At 56.2% G+C, this 19277-nt stretch carries 16 protein-coding genes; 8 read left to right on the forward strand and 8 right to left on the reverse strand.

Annotation, left to right across the window (positions count from 1 at the left end; genetic code table 11):
• Positions 1 to 10: 10 nt before the first annotated feature.
• The 3 genes from queF to M8010_RS13005 are packed head-to-tail and all read right to left on the reverse strand — an operon-like array spanning position 11 to position 2568.
• Complete coding sequence (gene queF, locus M8010_RS12995) at positions 11 to 829, reverse strand: NADPH-dependent 7-cyano-7-deazaguanine reductase QueF (protein WP_250091794.1); 819 nt, start codon at positions 827 to 829, stop codon at positions 11 to 13.
• A gap of 21 nt (positions 830 to 850) precedes the next feature.
• The gene (locus tag M8010_RS13000) at positions 851 to 1624 is read right to left on the reverse strand and encodes an ABC transporter permease (RefSeq protein WP_250091796.1); all 774 of its coding nucleotides are present in this window, start codon (positions 1622 to 1624) and stop codon (positions 851 to 853) included.
• Entirely contained in the window at positions 1621 to 2568 is a 948-nt protein-coding gene (locus tag M8010_RS13005) for an ABC transporter ATP-binding protein (RefSeq protein ID WP_250091797.1), read from the reverse strand. Before M8010_RS13005 ends, M8010_RS13000 begins: the two co-directional genes overlap by 4 nt.
• A 219-nt stretch (positions 2569 to 2787) precedes the next feature.
• On the opposite strand from M8010_RS13005, the gene M8010_RS13010 reads away from it, so the two are divergent.
• Positions 2788 to 3909 carry an organic solvent ABC transporter permease gene (locus tag M8010_RS13010; RefSeq protein WP_250091799.1) on the forward strand — a complete coding sequence of 374 codons (1122 nt, stop codon included), beginning with the start codon at positions 2788 to 2790 and terminating at the stop codon, positions 3907 to 3909.
• Positions 3910 to 3927: 18 nt separating this feature from the next.
• Here the strand turns inward: M8010_RS13010 and M8010_RS13015 are convergent, their stop codons facing one another.
• The 3 genes from M8010_RS13015 to M8010_RS13025 form a co-directional block, all read right to left on the reverse strand.
• Complete coding sequence (locus tag M8010_RS13015) at positions 3928 to 5235, reverse strand: cyclic di-GMP phosphodiesterase (RefSeq protein WP_502846219.1); 1308 nt, start codon at positions 5233 to 5235, stop codon at positions 3928 to 3930.
• Between the two features lie 179 nt (positions 5236 to 5414).
• The gene (locus M8010_RS13020) at positions 5415 to 6020 is read right to left on the reverse strand and encodes a hypothetical protein (protein WP_250091802.1); all 606 of its coding nucleotides are present in this window, start codon (positions 6018 to 6020) and stop codon (positions 5415 to 5417) included.
• A 16-nt stretch (positions 6021 to 6036) separates the two neighbouring features.
• Entirely contained in the window at positions 6037 to 6309 is a 273-nt protein-coding gene (locus tag M8010_RS13025) for a PilZ domain-containing protein (RefSeq protein ID WP_250091804.1), read from the reverse strand.
• Positions 6310 to 6508: 199 nt separating this feature from the next.
• Here M8010_RS13025 and M8010_RS13030 point away from each other — a divergent pair, with 199 nt between their 5' ends.
• Positions 6509 to 7522, forward strand: a complete 1014-nt coding sequence (locus tag M8010_RS13030; RefSeq protein ID WP_250091806.1) for a Fe(3+) ABC transporter substrate-binding protein — start codon at positions 6509 to 6511, stop codon at positions 7520 to 7522.
• Positions 7523 to 7613: 91 nt separating this feature from the next.
• Positions 7614 to 9302, forward strand: a complete 1689-nt coding sequence (locus tag M8010_RS13035; RefSeq protein WP_250091808.1) for an ABC transporter permease — start codon at positions 7614 to 7616, stop codon at positions 9300 to 9302.
• Between the two features lie 25 nt (positions 9303 to 9327).
• Here the strand turns inward: M8010_RS13035 and M8010_RS13040 are convergent, their stop codons facing one another.
• Together M8010_RS13040 and M8010_RS13045 are read right to left on the reverse strand one after the other, a co-directional pair.
• Positions 9328 to 9813, reverse strand: a complete 486-nt coding sequence (locus tag M8010_RS13040; protein WP_250091809.1) for a thioesterase domain-containing protein — start codon at positions 9811 to 9813, stop codon at positions 9328 to 9330.
• A 67-nt stretch (positions 9814 to 9880) separates the two neighbouring features.
• Entirely contained in the window at positions 9881 to 11548 is a 1668-nt protein-coding gene (locus M8010_RS13045) for an AMP-binding protein (protein WP_250091810.1), read from the reverse strand.
• A 296-nt stretch (positions 11549 to 11844) separates the two neighbouring features.
• Here M8010_RS13045 and M8010_RS13050 point away from each other — a divergent pair, with 296 nt between their 5' ends.
• From M8010_RS13050 to M8010_RS13070, 5 genes are all read left to right on the forward strand, one after another.
• Positions 11845 to 12819, forward strand: coding sequence for an ABC transporter substrate-binding protein (locus M8010_RS13050; protein WP_250091812.1), 975 nt, complete (start codon positions 11845 to 11847; stop codon positions 12817 to 12819).
• Between the two features lie 61 nt (positions 12820 to 12880).
• Positions 12881 to 13783, forward strand: a complete 903-nt coding sequence (locus M8010_RS13055; RefSeq protein ID WP_250091813.1) for an ABC transporter permease — start codon at positions 12881 to 12883, stop codon at positions 13781 to 13783.
• A gap of 10 nt (positions 13784 to 13793) precedes the next feature.
• Positions 13794 to 14588, forward strand: a complete 795-nt coding sequence (locus M8010_RS13060; RefSeq protein WP_250091814.1) for an ABC transporter ATP-binding protein — start codon at positions 13794 to 13796, stop codon at positions 14586 to 14588.
• 470 nt (positions 14589 to 15058) lie between these two features.
• Positions 15059 to 17197: an adenosylcobalamin-dependent ribonucleoside-diphosphate reductase gene (locus tag M8010_RS13065; RefSeq protein WP_250091816.1), complete on the forward strand. Its 2139-nt coding sequence runs from the start codon at positions 15059 to 15061 to the stop codon at positions 17195 to 17197.
• Positions 17198 to 17224: 27 nt separating this feature from the next.
• Positions 17225 to 17914: a TSCPD domain-containing protein gene (locus M8010_RS13070; protein WP_250091818.1), complete on the forward strand. Its 690-nt coding sequence runs from the start codon at positions 17225 to 17227 to the stop codon at positions 17912 to 17914.
• The last annotated feature ends 1363 nt before the right edge of the window (positions 17915 to 19277 follow it).

Below are 19277 nucleotides of genomic sequence, written 5' to 3' on the forward strand. Positions count from 1 at the left end.
CCCCAACACCTTATTGCCTGATTAACCTTGGCCCTGCCGCGTGTTCCGGTTCGGTGCTGCGCCAGGGATTGATATCCAGCCCGCCCCGCCGGGTATACCGTGCGCAAACCGAAAGATGTTGCGGTTTGCACCTGGCCATCAGGTCCGTAAACATTGTTTCCACACAGTGTTCATGGAAATCCTGCTTCTGACGAAAACTCACAATGTAACGCAGCAGCCCTGCCCGGTTGATTGCCGGGCCGGTGTAATCGATCAATACCGTGGCCCAGTCCGGCTGGCCGGTTACCGGGCAGTTGCTCTTCAGCAAATGCGAGCACAGCTTTTCCGAGACCGCATCGCCAGTGGCCATCAGGCTGTCCGGGTTGTACTCGTAACCGACGGAATCCACTTCCTCGTCGTCGATCAGCAGGAAACCTTCAGGTCGCCCAACAGCCCTCGCCCCCTGGTCAACACTGTGCAGGTCTACCGTCACCGAGGCGCCACTGGCGCTGGACAGGTCCCGGGAAATTACATCCCTGACCTGATCAGCGGAGGAAAACACCGTCTGGTTCAGGGAATTCAGGTACAGCTTCAGGGATTTCGATTCAATGATCGCCGGCGATGCCGAAGGTACACGGATTTCTGCCCAGGCCACCGCTGGCACACCGCCCGGCCGCAACCAGGAAACTTCCCAGGCCTGCCACAGGTCTTCACCAAACCAGGGCCAGCGGCCATCATCGAGACCAATACGACGGCGGTTCTCCTCCCGGGCTACCGGGAACAGCAGGTCCGGATTGTAAGCGTCCGGGTAATCGCTGGATTTGCCCAGCGGAGCATCAATAAGGGCCATGATCAATCCTGGAACCAGACATCAGTGACGAATGCCCTTGCCGCGCGCCAGCATGCGCAGGGAAATGGCAGACAGAATGGCAATAAACAGCAGAATCATACCAAGCGCAACGTATGGATTGACATCCGACACGCCGAGAATGCCATAGCGGAAGGCGTTCACCATGTAGAGAATCGGGTTGATCATCGACACCCCCTGCCAGAAGCCCGGCAGCATATTGATGGAATAGAACACCCCGCCCAGGTAAGTCAGTGGTGTCAGCACAAACGTCGGCACGATGGAGATATCATCAAACTTGGTGGCCAGCATGGCATTGATAAAGCCACCCAGTGAAAACAGTGCCGACGTAAGGAACACCGTCAAAATAACCATCGGCAGATGATGAATCGACAGCTGGGTAAACCCGAGAGACAGCAACGTTACGATCAGCCCAATACCCAGCCCACGGGACATGCCGCCGGTGACATACCCTGCCAGAATGACCCAGTTGGGCACCGGAGATACCAGCAGCTCTTCAATGCTGCGTTGAAACTTCATGGAGAAAAACGACGACACCACATTGGCATAGGAGCTGGTGATCACCGACATCATGATCAGCCCCGGAACGATAAACGACATATAGTCAAAACCGCCCATCACTCCGATACGGGAGCCAATCAGGTTGCCGAAAATAATGAAATACAGCGTCATGGTGACAGCAGGCGGCAGCAGGGTTTGCGGCCATATGCGCATGAACCGGCGAATTTCCCGGTTCACAATCGTTTTATAGGCAGTCAGCATCGCGTCCGTTCTCATGCGCTTACTCCCTGGTCTGCGTTGCTGGTGTTGTTGTCTTCCACCATGCGAATGAACAGCTCTTCCAGCCGGTTGGCCTTGGTACGCATGCTGACCACACGAATGCCCTGTTGCTCAAGCTGAATGAACATACCGTTGAGGCTCTGGCCCTTCTCTACGTCCACTACCAGGCCACCCTCGCCATCGAGATGGTTGTAGAAACCGTCCAGTTTCGGCGCTTTCTCTAGCGGCTCGTCGGTATCCAGCACAAAGGTCTCTGAACTCAGCTGCTGTAACAGGTCGCGCTTGCTGGTGTTCCGCAGGATCCGGCCGTGATCGATGATCGCAATATTGCGACACAGGGCTTCCGCCTCCTCCAGATAGTGGGTAGTGAGGATAATGGTGGTGCCCCGGCGGTTCATTTCCTCAAGGAAGGTCCACATGGAGCGGCGCAACTCGATATCCACGCCTGCCGTGGGTTCATCCAGGATCAGCAACTTCGGCTCGTGGACCAGGGCACGAGCAATCATCAGCCGCCGCTTCATGCCACCGGACAGCATCATTGCCGGGGTGTTGCGCTTGTCCCATAGCCCGAGCTGACGCAGGTACTTCTCAGCGGATACGGAGGCCTGCTTCAAAGGTATGCCGTAGTAGCCCGCCTGAGTAGTGACTATGTCGAACACCTTCTCGAACTGGTTGAAGTTGAACTCCTGGGGTACAACACCCAGGTTCAGCTTGGCGTCAGACAGGTGGGTGTCGATGTCGGACCCAAACACACGAACCTTGCCAGCGCTCTTGTTGACCAGAGAGCAGACAATACCCAGCGTGGTTGACTTGCCGGCCCCGTTGGGACCGAGAAGCGCAAAAAAGTCACCTTCGGCAACATGCAGATCAATGCCCTTGAGGGCCTGAAAGCCGTCGCCATAGGTCTTGACCAGACCTTCAATTTCGAGTGCGTTGGTCATAATGAATCCAGAGGAGGAACAAAAAAACAGGTAGCTATAAGTTGTGGTCCGGAAAGAGAAATTCAAGTAGGCGGTGGGCGGCCGGGCCAGAGTCACTAAAACCTGAAACTGCGACAGGTTTCCCGATATGGCAGAACCGGCCTCCCTATAATGCCGGTTACAACAATTTACAAAGGCTCTGCCACGCAAGCCAAAACGTCGGGAAATGTACGCGCTGCCATGAGATCCGTTCACTTCAAGTCTGCTTTTCTGCCCATGGTTTCAGCCCTGCTTCTAGCTGGTTGCTTCGGCGATGATGGCAGTGGTGGCGAAGACGGCTCCCGCACCGGCCAGATCATGCCCGCCGGCATCACCGGGCTGGCTTACTCCACCGCAAGCCGTAACGGCGCCACTGACGAACAGGGCCGTTATCACTATTTCCCGGGTGAGACCCTGAGCCTGAAAGTCGGCAATCTCAAACTGGCGGAGGGAGTCCCCGTGCGGCCGGTGGTCACGCCGCTGGAATTTTTCCCGGACCTGCGGGCCGCATTGCAAGTCGCCGGCACCACAGACGAAGGGCTTCAGAGCCACAGAATTACCGAGCAGCAGTTGCTCCAGGACGTCCCCCTGATCAACCTCACCCGCTTCCTGATGGCGCTGAACTGGGAGCTGAACCTTTCTAATGGTGAAGGCATCGACATTCGGGAGCGCGTAATCAGCCAGCTGAATACCGCCCTGGCTGACCTGGACGAGCCGATTGACTTCAATGCGCCCCAGGACGAATTTGAATCCGCAGGTAACGATCCGTCGCCCGCTAACCAGGTGCTCAGTCGTATCTGCTTCTTTCCTGAAGACAATGAACTGTGCGAAGACCCACCCACGGATGCCGAAATCACCGCAGCCCCTGAGCGCCCCGAGAACGTGGACGAGCGTGATGAAAACGTTGACTACCGCGAGGACCTGGAGAACAAGCGCGACCGGATACTGAACGCGGTTCGCAGCCTTGAGGACGCGGAGGTTGAGGATGCCAGAGCTTACCTGACCCGGGAACTGGACGCCATCAGCACCCGCTTGGCGAACCGCTATTACCTGGACGACGATGTGGTGGAGTTCCCCGCAGCCGATACCGCTATCAAAACCGTCAGCGTCAGGAAAATAGCCGGCAAACCCGAGCTGGACGACATCGAAGCTATCAGCACCCGCGACCAGGACGTGGTTGTGCATTCCTTCGGATGGCAGTCAGCGTCCGTAGACTACTTTGTTGCGGGGGAAACAGGAGGGGAATCAGAACTGCTGGTCAACTTCCGCCCGGACGATACCTATCGCTGGGTGAAAAAGCAGTTGCGGGTCATTATTGAATAAACTGCCTTTCTGGCAACCTCAGGCGCCAACGATACGGGATAGACTCCAGCGAGACTCCGCCCCGGTGACATCGTAGCGTTCCGGATCCAGCCCCTCGGTGCCATGCGGCAGACACTCGGCAATGGTCAGCGCTTCGTGCTGGTTTCGGCCGTCGTTGTATCTCGCCAGATCCACAATCCGGGCGGACTTCAGGGGATTGTGTTCGCGATCCGTCATCACCATCACCTTCGGCCACAAGCGGCGCTCTGGCGTATGGGAAACCACAATACCGCGTTGGCCATCAGTCAGCTCAACCAGGCTGCCAGTGGGATAGATACCAATGGCCTGAATAAACTGCTCAACCAGGTCTACCTGGAACTCAATGTTGCGCATGTCGTAAAGCAGGTTTACCGCACGGGCGGGTGTCATCGGCTCTCCCGAATCACGAGGGCCAATCAGAGTCTCAAAATATTCCGCCAGCCCGGCCACCTTGGCCAGTAATGGAATTCGGTCACCGCGGACGCCTTCCGGGAAACCGGAACCGTTATGGCGCTCCCGGTGCCCCTGCACAACGCTGACAACAGCGCGGGATAAACCGGTATCCGCCAGCTTGGCTACGCCTTTTTCGACATAACTACGGTAGATCGCGAAATCATCAGCGTTCAGCTTACCCTCGTTGCGGAGGATCTGGTCCGGAAGGTCGAGTTTGCCAATCTGCGATAGCAAACAACCCAACCCAAGGTGATTCAGCAGCCCTTCGTTCAGCCCGAGCTGACGGCCACAAACCAACGCCCAAACGGCGGTATTCAGGGAGTGCCGGTAGGTGTAATCGTCATGGTGCCGTGTTCTGCTGAGCCAGAGCAGCGCGTCAGGATTGCGAACCGCACTGGAAACCATTCTGCGAGTAACAACCGCCACCTCACGCAAATCCGGAGCATCGCCTTCCTGCACCGCTTGAAAAACCTGATGAAGCGAGGCCTCGGCATCCAGAATGACCTTCCTCGATGCTTTGAGCTCTTTCTTCATGGTGGTGACGTTGTGATAGCTCACCGGCTCCTTGATGCTCAGCGGAGGTAGCTGCACTTCCTCGCGGTTGTTTCCGGAGGGCCGGGATTTACCAGCAGCCAGACGGCCGCCGGATTTGTTCTGTTCGATGCTGTCACGGGTTTCAGCCACGTCTATGGCAACCCACTTGCAGTAGGAAACCAGTGAACGGATGTCATCCTGGGAGCGGATGTGGAAGCCCTGGATCGGGAAAGGCGTCTGGTGCCACGGGCGATCGAGATCAGATACAAACATGCCGATCTCAAGATCATGTACAGCTATTTTTGTTTGGCGGACTCCCACGGGGCACCTCTGTACGTCCACGAATCGATAATCACTATTGTGACGTCCCTTGCGAAAGAGTCCATTACATTTATGTAGTGCAAAGTAACCCAAATGCGACAGGGAGTAACGAAAACTATCAACGGGAAACAAAGTGTAGCAACGTGACAACCCTCACAATTAAACAGATTGTCAGAAAACTATTCGTCGCTTTCACAGACACCGTCACCGAGCTCGGGAGGCCCGGCATTCAGCCTTCCACGGGGGGACTTGCGGCTGTATACGGTGTAAGGCACCGAAGAAGCTCGAATGTAGTCGGTATTTTCACGGCCATCATCACTGCCGCGAACCGTACTCACGGGCTTGCAGGAAACCAGTAGCTGCAGTGACGACCCTGTATCCGTGATCAGCGCGGCCGGATCATCGGGATTGATAGCCATACAACGAGTGTCAGGCCCTGCGGGCCGGCCGGTCCGGGCCAGAACATCCTCACCTTCAGCTCCGCAGGCGCGAATCCCACCACCACAGTCGCTCTGGCTGGCCTCATCATGGCTGTCATCCACCAGCCGCCACTTCCGGGTACTGCACTGGGTTTCTATGGTGACAGGCGTGGACTTGTTATCGACGACCCACCAGCCCGGGTATTCAGCGGTCTGCCAGGTAAGCTTTACCTGGCGGGCCTCCCCCTGGGAGTTTTCTGCCGGGAACACCGCATAATGACTGTAATAGGAAGCACACCCACTCAGAAGCAGCGGTGCGAGGGCCGCGAGAAGGCCGGAGGAACGGGAAAACCCGGGGCATTTCATACTGATAACATCCGTATTACTGGTCTGCGAACTGCAAACCAAATCCATCGTTGGTCTTGCGTACCACCACCATGTCAAGCACCGGGGCGGGAACCGGCAGGCCCTGCACCTGGACCTGAACCTTGTCACCGATGGATGGCGCAAATGGCTCGGTATCCACCACCAGGAAAACACCGCCATCGGATATATCTCTGGTCGAGAACACGAATTCGCCAAGCTCCTCATGAGTCACGCGGACCTTCGCACTCATTGCTGTGCGGTTATGTATTCTACGATCATTCCCAACCATAGTCTGTGTTCCCACCACTTTTTGCATAGTTTTTATAGTCTTCCGAAGCATAGCACCATTTTGAAAAGAATATGGCAACGGTGTATTGACACTTGACCAAACAGAAATGAGAATGGTTGTTGTTTTTAAACATTGCTGAATCTCAATACCGTTCAGCAAGCTACTGCTTCTTACCGCAACCAACGAAGGAAGGTACAACATGCGCATGAAACTTGCCGCTACCGCCATCGCAGCAGCCTGCGTCCTGCCCGTTCAGGCCAGTGCCGATGGCGAAGTCAATATCTACTCCTACCGTCAGGCCTATTTGCTCGAACCCCTTCTGAACGCCTTTGAAGAAGAAACCGGTATCGAGACCAACGTGGTTTTCGCCAAGCAAGGGCTGGCAGAGCGGCTAGAGCGCGAGGGACGTAACAGCCCGGCGGATCTGGTGATGACCGTTGACATTTCCCGCATCAATGAATTGGTTGAGCGGGATCTGGTGCAAGGCGTCAGCAACAATACGCTCGAAGAAAACATCCCTGAAAACCTGCGCCACCCGGACGGAAAGTGGTTTGCGCTGACCACACGCGGCCGCCTGATCTTCGCTTCCAAAGAGCGTGTTGAGGAAGGCGAGATCACCACCTATGAAGAGCTGGCTGACGACAAGTGGAACGACCGCATCTGTACCCGCAGCGGCAAGCACCCTTACAACATTGCCCTGTTCTCCTCAATGATCGCTCATCACGGTGAGGAAAAGGCCGAAGAATGGCTGACTGGACTGAAAGACAACCTGGCGCGCAAACCCCAGGGCGGTGACCGCGACCAGATCAAAGCCATCCACGCTGGCGAATGTGATCTGGCCATTGGTAACAGCTACTACTATGGCAACATGCTGAACGACGAAAACCAGCGTGAACAGGCCGAGGCAGTACGCCTGGTATTCCCCAACGCCGACGGCCGTGGTACTCACATCAATATCAGCGGCATCGCACTGACCAACAGTGCCCCTAACCGCGACAACGCCATTCGGTTGATGGAGTTCCTGTCCACGCCAAAAGCACAGACTATCTACGCTGAGGCGAATACTGAATACCCGGCCAACCCGGACGTCAAGTCCTCAGGCATCGTAGCCGAGTGGGGCGAGATCAATCCGGATGACCTGTCACTGCAGGAAATTGCAGAAAACCGCAATGCAGCCGTGCGCATGGTAGACCGTGTCGATTACGACAACTAATCAGGCACTTCCGTCAAAAAAGCCGGGACGTTGGTCCCGGCTTTTTTGTACAATCCCGGCCCTACGTTTTTCATGAACCCCAAGGGAACCTATGACCGAGGCCATTACCGCAGACCAGACCGGAGCTGACCACCCTCTGCTGGCCAAGCGGACCTCGAAACGCTGGCTGATCACAGCAGCGCTTACCACGGCCATCGTGGCACTTCCTGTAATGTCTGTGATACTCCTTGCCCTGTTTCCCGAAGAGAACATCTGGCCCCACCTGCTGGATACCACCCTTCCCCGCTACCTGACCACTACCCTCAAGCTGATGGCAGGCGTTGCGGTAATCACCCTGACAATTGGCCTGGCCACTGCCTGGGCCGTCACCATGTGCGAATTTCCCGGGCGCAAGTTCTTCGAATGGGCCATGTTGCTGCCTTTTGCAGTGCCGGCCTACGTTATCGCTTATGTATACACCAGCCTGCTGGATTACGCCGGGCCGGTTCAGACTACCCTGCGGGAGTGGTTTGGCTGGAATAACGCCGCGGATTACTGGTTCCCGGAAATTCGCAGCCTGGAAGGCGCCACGTTGATGATCGGCCTGGTGCTTTACCCCTACGTATACCTGCTGGCACGGGCTGCCTTTCTTGAGCAGTCACCGTCATTATTTGCCGTCAGCCGCAGCCTGGGCCACTCCGCCCTGAGCACTTTTTTCAAAGTGGTACTGCCCATCGCACGCCCCGCCGTTGCCGTGGGCCTGTCCCTGGTGCTGATGGAAACCCTCAATGATTTCGGTACCGTAGACTTCTTCGCGGTGCAGACCCTGACCGCCGGCCTGTTCGACACCTGGATGAACCTCGGCAACCTGGGCGGTGCCGCACAGATTGCAACCACCATGCTGGCCTTCGTGGTGATTCTGGTCACCCTCGAACGCTACTCACGGCGCAAGCAGCAGCAGTTCGCAGCGCGGGACAACCGCGAGCCTATTCGTCGCTTTACCATGTCGTTTCCCCGCCAGATGATTTGCCTGGCCGTTTGCGCCCTGCCCGTGATTTTCGGCTTTCTGTTACCGGCCATCACTCTTGGCCAGTACGCTTGGGAATATTTCGATGAGAGCTGGAACCCGGACTTCATTCGCAACACCCTGAACAGCCTGTTCCTGTCGGGCACCGCTGCGCTGACAACGCTGATTATCGGCGTAACCCTGGCGTACAGCCGCCGGCTTCACGATACCCGCGGCATGCAGATCATGATGCGGCTCTCCAGCCTGGGTTATGCCATGCCCGGTGCGGTGCTTGCCGTAGGTGTGATTGTGCCACTGGCAGGGTTTGATAACTGGGTAGACAGTATTATGAGGGAGACCTTCGGGGTCAGCAGCGGGCTTCTGCTCAGTGGCTCTGCTTTTGCCCTGGTGTTTGCCTACACCGTACGCTTTCTCGCGGTATCCGCAGGCAGTGTGGAAAGCGCCCTGCAGAAAATCACCCCGAGCATGGACATGGCATCCCGATCCCTCGGGCACACACCCGGGCAGACGCTGGTGAAGGTGCACCTCCCCATGCTCAGGGGCACCCTGATTACCGCCGCTCTGGTGGTGTTCGTGGATGTGATGAAAGAGTTACCGGCAACGCTGATTCTGCGGCCGTTCAACTTCGAGACGCTGGCCACCTATGTGTATCAGTTCGCCTCCGATGAGCAGCTGGCACACAGTGCGCTACCCGCATTGATTATCGTACTGGCCGGCATCCTGCCGATTATTCTGATGAGCAAGTCCATCTCTGGATCTCGCTCCATCAGCTAAAGCGTGATGCAGATGCCCGGCCTTGCTAGATAACTGGCCTGGAGCGGGCGCCATGCACCACGAAACGCCCCTGGAATACCGCTACCGGCTCGCTGAGGGGCTCCGTTGAAGGCTCGCCGCAATAAACTTCGGCAATCAAAGACAGGCGCCCTTTACCATGGCGCGCCAGACTCTTGCGGAATCTTTCGGGAATTTCGCCACCGGGGAGGCGGCATAAAGCGTAGAAGTCACTTTCAACAGGTTCAATATACTCGATTTCGCCAACCTGTATCACTGCGTTTCCGGCCAGCCCCAGGTCGGACAGAACAAGCTCAACCAATCCCCAGGCTGAAATCACCGCCACTGAATAAACACTGCCGCCGAAACCGGTTCCCTTATGGTTATGGTTGGGTTCCAGGGGGGCGCTCACCAGCAAGGCATGGCCATCGTAGGAAAGCAGTTCCACACCCAGCGCTTCCGAGAGTGGAATCATGGTATGAATGCGTTTCTGAAACCGGGCTAACTGAGTCATATTCCCTCCTGAACGTGTACTCAGTTTATGCCCGTTTTCGCGCTTTCCCTATGCGACTAACGTCGGTTTACTGCCAGATGACAGGCTCGCGTTTAGCGTACCAGCTGTCGACCTTTTCCTGATAGGCATCCTCAACCACATTGCGTTTGAGCTTCAGCGTCGGCGTCAGGAAGCTGTTCTCGATCGACCACTCGTCACTGACCACGGTGATAAACGCCAGCTGCTCGTGGGGATCAACCGTCTTGTTCACATCAGTGATCAACTTCTTGAAGCTCTCCTCCATCTCCCTGCGGAACGCCTCATCGGCCATCTTCGGGCGGATTTCCTCACCCAACATCACCAGCGCGTACGGATGGGTCTGGTTGGAACCGGACACACACACCATCTCGATGGCCTCGTGGGACATCAGGCGGTTTTCAATTGGCGCCGGCGCAATGTACTTGCCCTTGCTGGTCTTGAAAATTTCCTTGATGCGGCCGGTTATTTTCAGGCGGCCCATCTCGTCAAGTTCGCCCTTGTCGCCGGTTTTCAGGAAGCCGTCCTCGGTAAAGGTTTCGCGGGTTTTCTCTTCATCCTTGTAATACCCCATCATGGTGGCCGGGCTCTTGACCAGAATCTCGCCAACATCGCTAATCTTCACCTCCACGCCGGGTAGCGCCTCACCCACATAACCGGTGCGCGAACGGCCCGGCTTGTTCATGTGCGAATAGGCGAAGTTCTCGGACATGCCGTAGCCTTCCAGCAGTTCCAGCCCCAGGTTGCGGTACCAGTCCAGCACATCGTGGGAAAGCGGTGCTGAACCGCTGCCCGCAAGTTTCACCTTGTCCAGGCCAAGGCCCTTGAGCACCTTTTTCTTGATCAGCCTGTTCACGAGAGGAATCTTTAGCAGTTTGTCCAGCTTCTCTTTCGGCAGCTTCTGTAGCACACCGTGCTGGAATTTCACCCACAGGCGCGGCACTGAAAGGAACAGTGTGGGCTGGGCCCGCTGAAGATCCTGCACAAAGGTATTCAGCGATTCGGCGAAATATAACCGGAAACCGGCATACAACGAGGCCAGTTCCACAAACGTGCGCTCGAACACGTGGGCCAGTGGCAGGTAGGACAGCATGCGCTCGTCGGAACCGACTTTCAGCACTTCCATGCCGCCTTCAGCGGCAAACGCCATGTTGCCGAAGCTCAGCATCACACCCTTGGGGCGGCCGGTACTGCCTGAGGTGTAAACAATCGTGGCCAGTTCATCGGCATCACGATGGGTGTTCTCTTCCAGCGGCGGGAACTTGCTGACAATGTCGTCCCAGGTTTCGAAGTCGTTGGATGGGCTCAGCGGATAGGACACGCAACGCACGGACTCCGGCACACCGGACTTCATCATGTCCCAGTCATCAAGCTTGCCGACAAACAGAACCTCGCACTCGCTGTGGTTCAGAATGTAGTTCACCGTATCCGCGTTCAGCGTGGGGTACAGCGGAACGGAAACATGGCCGGCCATCCAGATAGCCCAGTCCGACATAACCCACTGGGCACAGTTCTTGGAGATAATCCCCACCCGGCTTTTTTCCGGCAGGCTCAGGGATTTCAGGTAAGACGCCATGCGACGGGCCTCGTCCACAGCGCGTTTCCAGGTGTATTCCTCGACTTTGCCGTCACCGATCGGCTGTGTCATGTACAGGGAGTCCGCCTTTGCGGTTTCCCAGTGGTAGAGCATATCCAGGGGGAGTTTGTTGGTGGTGTCCATGGACCTTCCTTGAAATGTGTTATTCGAGTTATTGGATTATAGTTGTAAGGGGTTTCGCGTATCCGACTTTAGTAGACTATTTCAACACATGATTCGCCGTCAAAACGTGACGCAAATAAAACTATTCCCTATCCCGGACATTCTAGCGACAGATTCCCCCTCTGGAATTGACCAATAAGGTAGCTTCCCCTACCCCGCAAGCGAACAGCCTGTGATAAACTTCCGCCCCGATATTAAACGGGCGTTCGACACTCAGGTCACGCTACACATATTGAACTGACTCGGGAGACCGGCTTATGGCCAACAGAATTATGCGCACACTGCTTGGCACTGCCCTGCTGGCACTGGCAGTAATAGCTCAGGCTGATGAACAGCGTGTTGTTGCCATTACCCAGATTGTGGAGCACCCGGCGCTGGACGCCGTGTATCAGGGAGTCAGGGACGAACTGGAAGAACAGGGATATAAAGACGGCGAAAACCTGCGCATCATGCACGAAAGCGCGCAGGGCAACTCCGCCATCGCCTCTCAGATCGCACGCAAGTTTGTGGGCGAAGGCCCGGACGTCATCGTCGCCATCGCCACGCCCTCGGCGCAGACCATGGTCGCCGCTGCCCGCAAAACGCCCGTGGTGTTCTCTGCAGTGACCGACCCCGTGGGTGCGAAACTGGTCAAAAGCCTGAAAGCTCCCGGCGCCAACATTACCGGCGTGACCGATATGCTGCCTATCGAAAACCACCTGGACCTGCTTGAGCGCGTGGTTCCCGATGCGAAGCGCATTGGCACTGTCTACAACCCCGGTGAAGCCAATGCGGTTGCCCTGGTAGAACTGATTGAAGAGCGCCTGGAAGCCCGCGGCATGGAACTGGTAAAAGCCGCTGCCACCAAAACCTCGGAAGTACTTGGTGCCGCCCGCTCCCTGGTCGGCAAGGCAGACGCCATCTACCTGACCACCGACAACACCGTGATCAGCGCCGTAGAAGCCGTCATTTCCGTGGGCGAGCGCGCCAGCATCCCGGTATTCGCGGCTGACACGGCTACCGTCAGCCGTGGTGCCGTTGCCGCACTCGGGTTCGACTATTACGACCACGGCCGCCAGACCGGCGCCATGGTTGCCCGCATCCTTGAGGGCGCCAATCCCGGTAACATGGATGTGGAATCCGTTGACACTCTGAACCTGTTCGTCAATCCGGCTGCCGCAGAACGTATGGGCATTACCCTGTCTGACGAACTGATCAGCGAAGCCCAGGAAGTCGTAAACAGCGACCAATAACACACTGTTCACGGGCGGCCTCACAAGGGCTGCCCGTTTTCATTTACGGTGAACCTTCCCCATGCTTAGCAATATTGCGTTTTACGGCGCCATAGAAACCGGCCTTATCTACGGCCTGGTCGCCTTCGGTATCTACATTTCCTTTCGCGTGCTCGATTTTCCGGACCTGACGGTAGACGGCAGTTTTCCTCTGGGCGCCGCCGTAGCTGCGGTACTCATTATTGAGGGTGTAAACCCCTGGCTGGCGACCGGCGCTGCCGTTATCGCCGGCATGGGCGCCGGTGCTGTAACAGCATTGCTCAACGTAAAGCTCAACATCCTCAACCTGCTGGCCTCGATCCTCACCATGATCGCGCTCTATTCCGTGAACCTGCGGATTATGGGCCGGCCCAACATTGCATTGTTGACCGAAGAAACCGTACTCACCCCCTGGTACAACCTGGACCTTGAATACCACCAGGTACCCGTGGTGCTGTTCACCCTGGTAGTGCTGGCAGGCCTGGTACTGCTGTGGCGCTTCATGAAATCCGAAACCGGACTGGCCATGCGCGCCACCGGCGCCAACCCGAGAATGGCCCGGGCACAGGGCATCGCCACCGGCGCCATGATTGTTTTGGGCGTAGCCCTTTCCAACGGCCTGGTGGGCCTGGCAGGTGCGCTGTTTGCCCAGAGCCAGGGAGCTGCAGACGTCACCATGGGCGTGGGTGTGATCGTGATTGGCCTGGCCTCGCTGATCGGTGGTGAAGCCGTACTGACACCCTCATCGGTGGTGCGGGCCCTGATTGCCTGTGTTATCGGCGCCATCATCTACCGGCTGGCCATCGCCCTGGCACTGAATGCGGACTTTCTGGGCCTGCAGGCACAGGACCTGAACCTGATCACCGCTGTTCTGGTCACACTGGCCATAGTGCTACCCGGTGTTCGCACGTCCGTTGCCGCGCGGTTTACCCGCAACAAGGCCTGAAGGGGAAATCATGATTACAGCAACCGATCTGAAACTGACCTTCGGCAAGGGCACACCCCTTGAAAACCCCGCCCTGCGCGGAATGAGCCTGACCGTCAACCAGGGGGAGTTTGTCACCGTTATTGGCAGCAATGGCGCCGGCAAATCCACCTTCCTCAATGCCCTCGCCGGCGAAGTAATGGTCGACAGCGGCAAAATCATCGTGGACAACCAGGACGTCACCAAGCTGCCCACTTACAAGCGCGCTGGCCGTGTGGCGCGGGTTTTCCAGGACCCGCTGGCAGGCACCTGCGAAGGCCTGACCATCGAAGAAAACCTGTCGCTGGCCATTAAACGTGGCCAACGCCGGGGCCTGAGCGCAGCGGTCAAAGCCCGCTATATGGACCAGTTCAAAAACAGCCTGGCCTCACTCAACCTGGGGCTTGAAAACCGCCTCGGCGACAAGATGGGCCTGCTCTCCGGCGGCCAACGCCAGGCTGTCAGCCTGCTGATGGCCAGCCTGACGCCATCTGCCATACTGCTGCTGGACGAGCACACCGCCGCGCTGGACCCGAAAACGGCATCCTTCGTGCTGGAACTAACCACCCAGATCATCAAGGAGCAGAAGCTCACCGCACTGATGGTCACCCACAGCATGAAACAGGCGCTGGAAGTCGGCGACCGCACGGTTATGCTGCATCAGGGCCAGGTCGTTTTTGATATTGCCGGCAAGGACCGCGAGGGGCTGGAAGTGAAAGACCTTCTGGAGCTGTTCGAAAAACAGCGCGGGCTGGAAATAACAGACGACAGCCTGCTGTTGGGATAATCCGGTCAGCGGGGCATTTATCTGCCCCGCAATCATCTTCTCCTGAATTTTTTCAAATTTCTAGCTGCACAATTTTTAACCACAACATCTAGTGGTATCTGACAAAACCGCTCAAGGCAAGGTTTCGGCGGTCATTCCCGGATTTTCAAGGTGTCTGCCATTGATTTTCTTACGCTGCCAGGCGCTATCCATAGTCGTCTTCTTCTTCACAGACCACTATATCCTGTTATACTCCAGACATATTCACCCATATATGGGATTTGTCTGAACAGCCCACCACTACCGGCATTCAGGCACACACAGGGTGACCATCTTTCCTGAAAACGCGCTGTCAGGCCCTTTCCGGGCCAATCGGCGAGCAACGACATACCAGATCTAGTGTTTTACAGATCTTGCAACACAAAAGGGGTATGGCCGGCTGCGCATTGCAGCGGCCATCGCAAAGACATACCGGACATTCGAGGGTAGTAATGAACGCTAAAGCACAGGCAGTGATAACAACAATTCCAATGCAGGAAGCTTCGCTGGACATCTGGAACAGCAAGTATCAACTCAAAACCAAAACCGGTGAACCGGTCGACAAGGACATCGAAGCGACCTACGAACGTGTCGCCACTGCCCTCTCGGAGGTAGAGAACAAGGCCGACCGCGCCAGGCTCAAGAAAGATTTCGCCTGGGCCCTTCGCCACGGCGCCATACCGGCCGGCCGTATCACCTCCAACGCCGGCGCGGAAGCTCACAAGCCCGCCACCTCTACCATTAACTGCACCGTCTCCGGTTCCGTTCAGGACTCCATGAACGACATCCTGGAGAAAAACCACGAAGCCGGCCTGACTCTGAAAGCAGGCTGCGGTATCGGTTACGAGTTCTCTACCCTGCGCCCGAAAGGCGCCTACGTGGCCGGTGCCGGCGCCACTACCTCCGGCCCGCTGTCGTTCATGGATATTTTCGACCGCATGTGCTTCACCGTGTCTTCCGCCGGTGGCCGCCGCGGTGCCCAGATGGCAACGTTCGACGTACACCACCCGGACGTGATCGACTTCATCCAGGCCAAGCGTGAAGACGGCCGCCTGCGCCAGTTCAACCTGTCGCTGCTGATCACCGAAGACTTTATCGACGCCGTCCGTAACGACGACGACTGGCACCTGTCCTTCCCGGTCACCCGTAAAGAAGCGGAAGCGGAAGGCCTCGACCTGAACGACGAGAGCCAGTTCGTCTACCGCGACTTCCCGGTCCAGAAAAACTACGTGGTCAACGAAGAAGGCAAAGTGGCGTGCAAGATCTACCGCACCCTCAAAGCCCAGTTCATCTGGGACACCATCATGACCAGCACCTACGACTACGCCGAGCCAGGGTTCATCCTGATCGATAAGGTCAACCAGATGAACAACAACTGGTTCTGCGAAGACATCCGCGCCACCAACCCCTGCGGCGAGCAGCCACTTCCGCCGTACGGCAGCTGCCTGCTGGGCTCGGTAAACCTGACCATGTTTGTGGACTACCCGTTCACCGACAAGGCCAGCTTCAACTATGAGAAGTACCGCAAGGTAGTCGCCATCTTCACCCGCATGCTGGACAACGTGGTGGAAATCAATGGTCTGCCGCTGGAAGAGCAGCGCCATGAAATCACCTACAAGCGCCGCCATGGCATGGGCATCCTGGGCCTGGGTTCCACCCTCGCCATGCTGCGTATGCCCTACGGCTCTGAAGAGTCCGTGCAGTTCACCGAAGACGTGGTACGTGAAATGGCCGTGGAAGGCTGGCGCCAGTCGCTGGCCCTGGCCGAAGAAAAAGGCCCGGCACCGATCATGGATGATGAGTTCGAAGTCACCCCCAAGATGCTGACCAAGTGCCCACAGCTGTCCGATGACGGCTACAAGCTGGGCGACAAACTCAAAGGCAGGGTACTGCACGCCAAGTACAGCAGGTACATGCAGCGGATTGCCGGCGTAGAGCCTGAGCTGATCGAACAGCTGGCCGAGAAAGGTGGGCGCTTCACCCACCACACCTCCATCGCGCCTACCGGCACCATCAGCCTGTCACTGGCCAACAACGCCAGTAACGGCATCGAGCCGAGCTTCTCGCACCACTACGCGCGCAACATCATCCGCGAAGGGCGCAAGACCAAGGAGAAAGTCGACGTTTTCTCCTTCGAGCTGCTGGCTTACCGCCACTTGATCAACCCCGGCGCCATGCCCTTCTCTGAAGAAGAAGACAAGCGCCTGCCGGAATACTTCACCACGTCCGAAGACGTGACACCGGCACAGCACGTGGATATCCAGGCCGCAGCGCAACTATGGGTGGACTCGTCCATTTCCAAAACCGCCAACGTGCCCCAGGACTTTGCGTACCGGGACTTCAAAGACATCTACATGTACGCCTACGACAAGGGCCTGAAGGGTTGCACCACCTTCCGCTTTAACCCTGAAGCCTTCCAGGGCGTACTCGTCCAGGAAAAAGACCTCGAGAACACCCTGTACGAGTTCACCCTGGACGATGGCAGCAAAGTGACCCTCAAAGGCAACGAAGAAGTGGAGTATGACGGCGAAATCCACAACGCCGCCAACCTCTTCGATGCGCTTAAAGAAGGCACTTACGGTAAATATTGATCCGGAAACCGACACAGGACAAAGACCATGACAGTTAAAATCAGCAACAAAATCGTCGGCTACCGCGTCAAGAAAGCCGACCCGGCAGCCACCGAGCAACAGGCACCGGCAGAACCCAAACCCGTTCAGATGAATGAATACATCGAACGGCCGGACTTCCTGCTGGGCACCACCTACAAGATCAAACCGCCGATCGCCGAGCACGCGATGTACATCACCATCAACGACATCCTGCTCAACGAAGGCACCGACCACGAAAGCCGGCAGCCGTACGAAGTGTTCATCAACTCCAAGTCGATGGAACACTTCCAGTGGGTAATCGCCCTCACCCGGGTTATCTCTGCGGTATTCCGCAAAGGTGGCGACGTAACCTTCCTGGTGGAAGAACTGCGCAGCGTGTACGACCCCAACGGCGGCTACTTCAAGAAAGGCGGTGTATTCATGCCGTCCCTGGTGGCTGAAATCGGCGCCGTGATCGAGAAGCACCTGAAGGCCATCGGCCTGCTGGAAAGCGAGGAAATGAGCGAAACCACCAAGCGCATCCTCGCCGAAAAGCGCGCCGAATTCGAAGCCAGCCACGCCACGGCCACCAACGACGACAAAGCCAGCGACTTCCCACCCAACGCCACCATGTGCGGCAAGTGCAGCACCAAGGCGGTGATCGTGATGGACGGCTGTGCGACCTGTCTGAATTGTGGCGACAGTAAGTGCGGTTGAGATGATTGATCGCGATGAGTGATGAGGAGGCCTGGGGTGAGAACTTCGGGCCTTTTTGTTTTTCGGATACTGAAGAATATGGGGATATACGACAATTGTCCGGAAACTTCATGGCTTTCTGCCCTATCGGCTTACAAAGCTCTGAAAATTATAGAATAGTTCTGGCATGATCGATATGGACAAGAGAACAGTCATTGCCCGGCGAATTGCGACAATTGACGCTTACCTCCAAAAGGCCCACTTTCTGAATGCGGTATCCTTCAGATATCTAAGAACAATCTAATCACGCGCATCGAAGAGGCACTGAAATAGACCCGTTTAGTTAGATGTCATTTGTCGTTGAATTAGCTGTTATAAATATCTTGTTCGGAGACGCCTTGAAGATGTCTAGACACCACCTATCTGTGGTTATCTGTTCGGTGGTTGCAGTCGTGTTCGTTTGGATTAGCTTTGCTACCAAAGATTGGACGTGGTTTGCACGATCGGGCTCAGCAATTGTCATTGTGGCTATTTTTACTGAGTACATGCCAACCCTGAGAGAGGGGAATGTTCAAAACACTAAGTTCTATCCTCAGCAAGAGGATCATTCCTCAACCCGAGTAGCGGCCTATTTAGTAATGATCGGGACCGGAATTTGGGGTTTTGGTGACTTGGTGGGAAAGCTAGTCTGAAAAATTTATGACCATTCGCGTCCCGCGGATGCCCTTTAAGCCGCTTCGCTCTGTAAAGGCCACCGGTGGCCTCTGCGTTAAATCTATAAGGAGGAACGTGTGATGGAAGTTATATATAGCTCGAGTTCAAAGGAAAAGAAGGTCCACACCACCGTTACCTTGCATGAGAACGTCGATTCGCATGGTGGCAACGTTGAAGTCGGCTGTTGGGTGCCAAATTCGGACTCAAGAGCTGAGTGCGCGGAAAATACCAAGCGTGAAGCGATTAGACTGTTAAAGCTGGCTTTGGCTGAACTAGAGTCATAATTGTAGAGGTGGCCAAGTTTTTAATGATTGGAAGCTAACGGGCCGCTTAGTGATTTAACCAAGCGATCAACCGGATGCCAAAAGCGTGCCGCTTTTCCTACGCTGCGCTCCGGCGCCGGTTACGATCAGCGTTAGCGGTTACTTGGAAGGCAGAGCTTAATGATCTAGAACGTCATTATCTTTTCTCATTCATTCAAAGTGGTTTAACTTGTGACTCAGATTATTGGTGCGGTATACCAAGGACATGCCTTTCTAGTTAGTGCCCATCCAGAAACACCGTTTTCCGGTGATCTGACGTGCTCCAGGAAGAACCAGTGTGAGTGAGAAGCTAAAGGATACCAGCGATGCCTGAATTATTGGCGTCATTGGTTGTTATTTGGTCAACT

The organism is Marinobacter sp. ATCH36, from assembly GCF_023555055.1.
Classification (GTDB): Bacteria; Pseudomonadota; Gammaproteobacteria; order Pseudomonadales; family Oleiphilaceae; genus Marinobacter.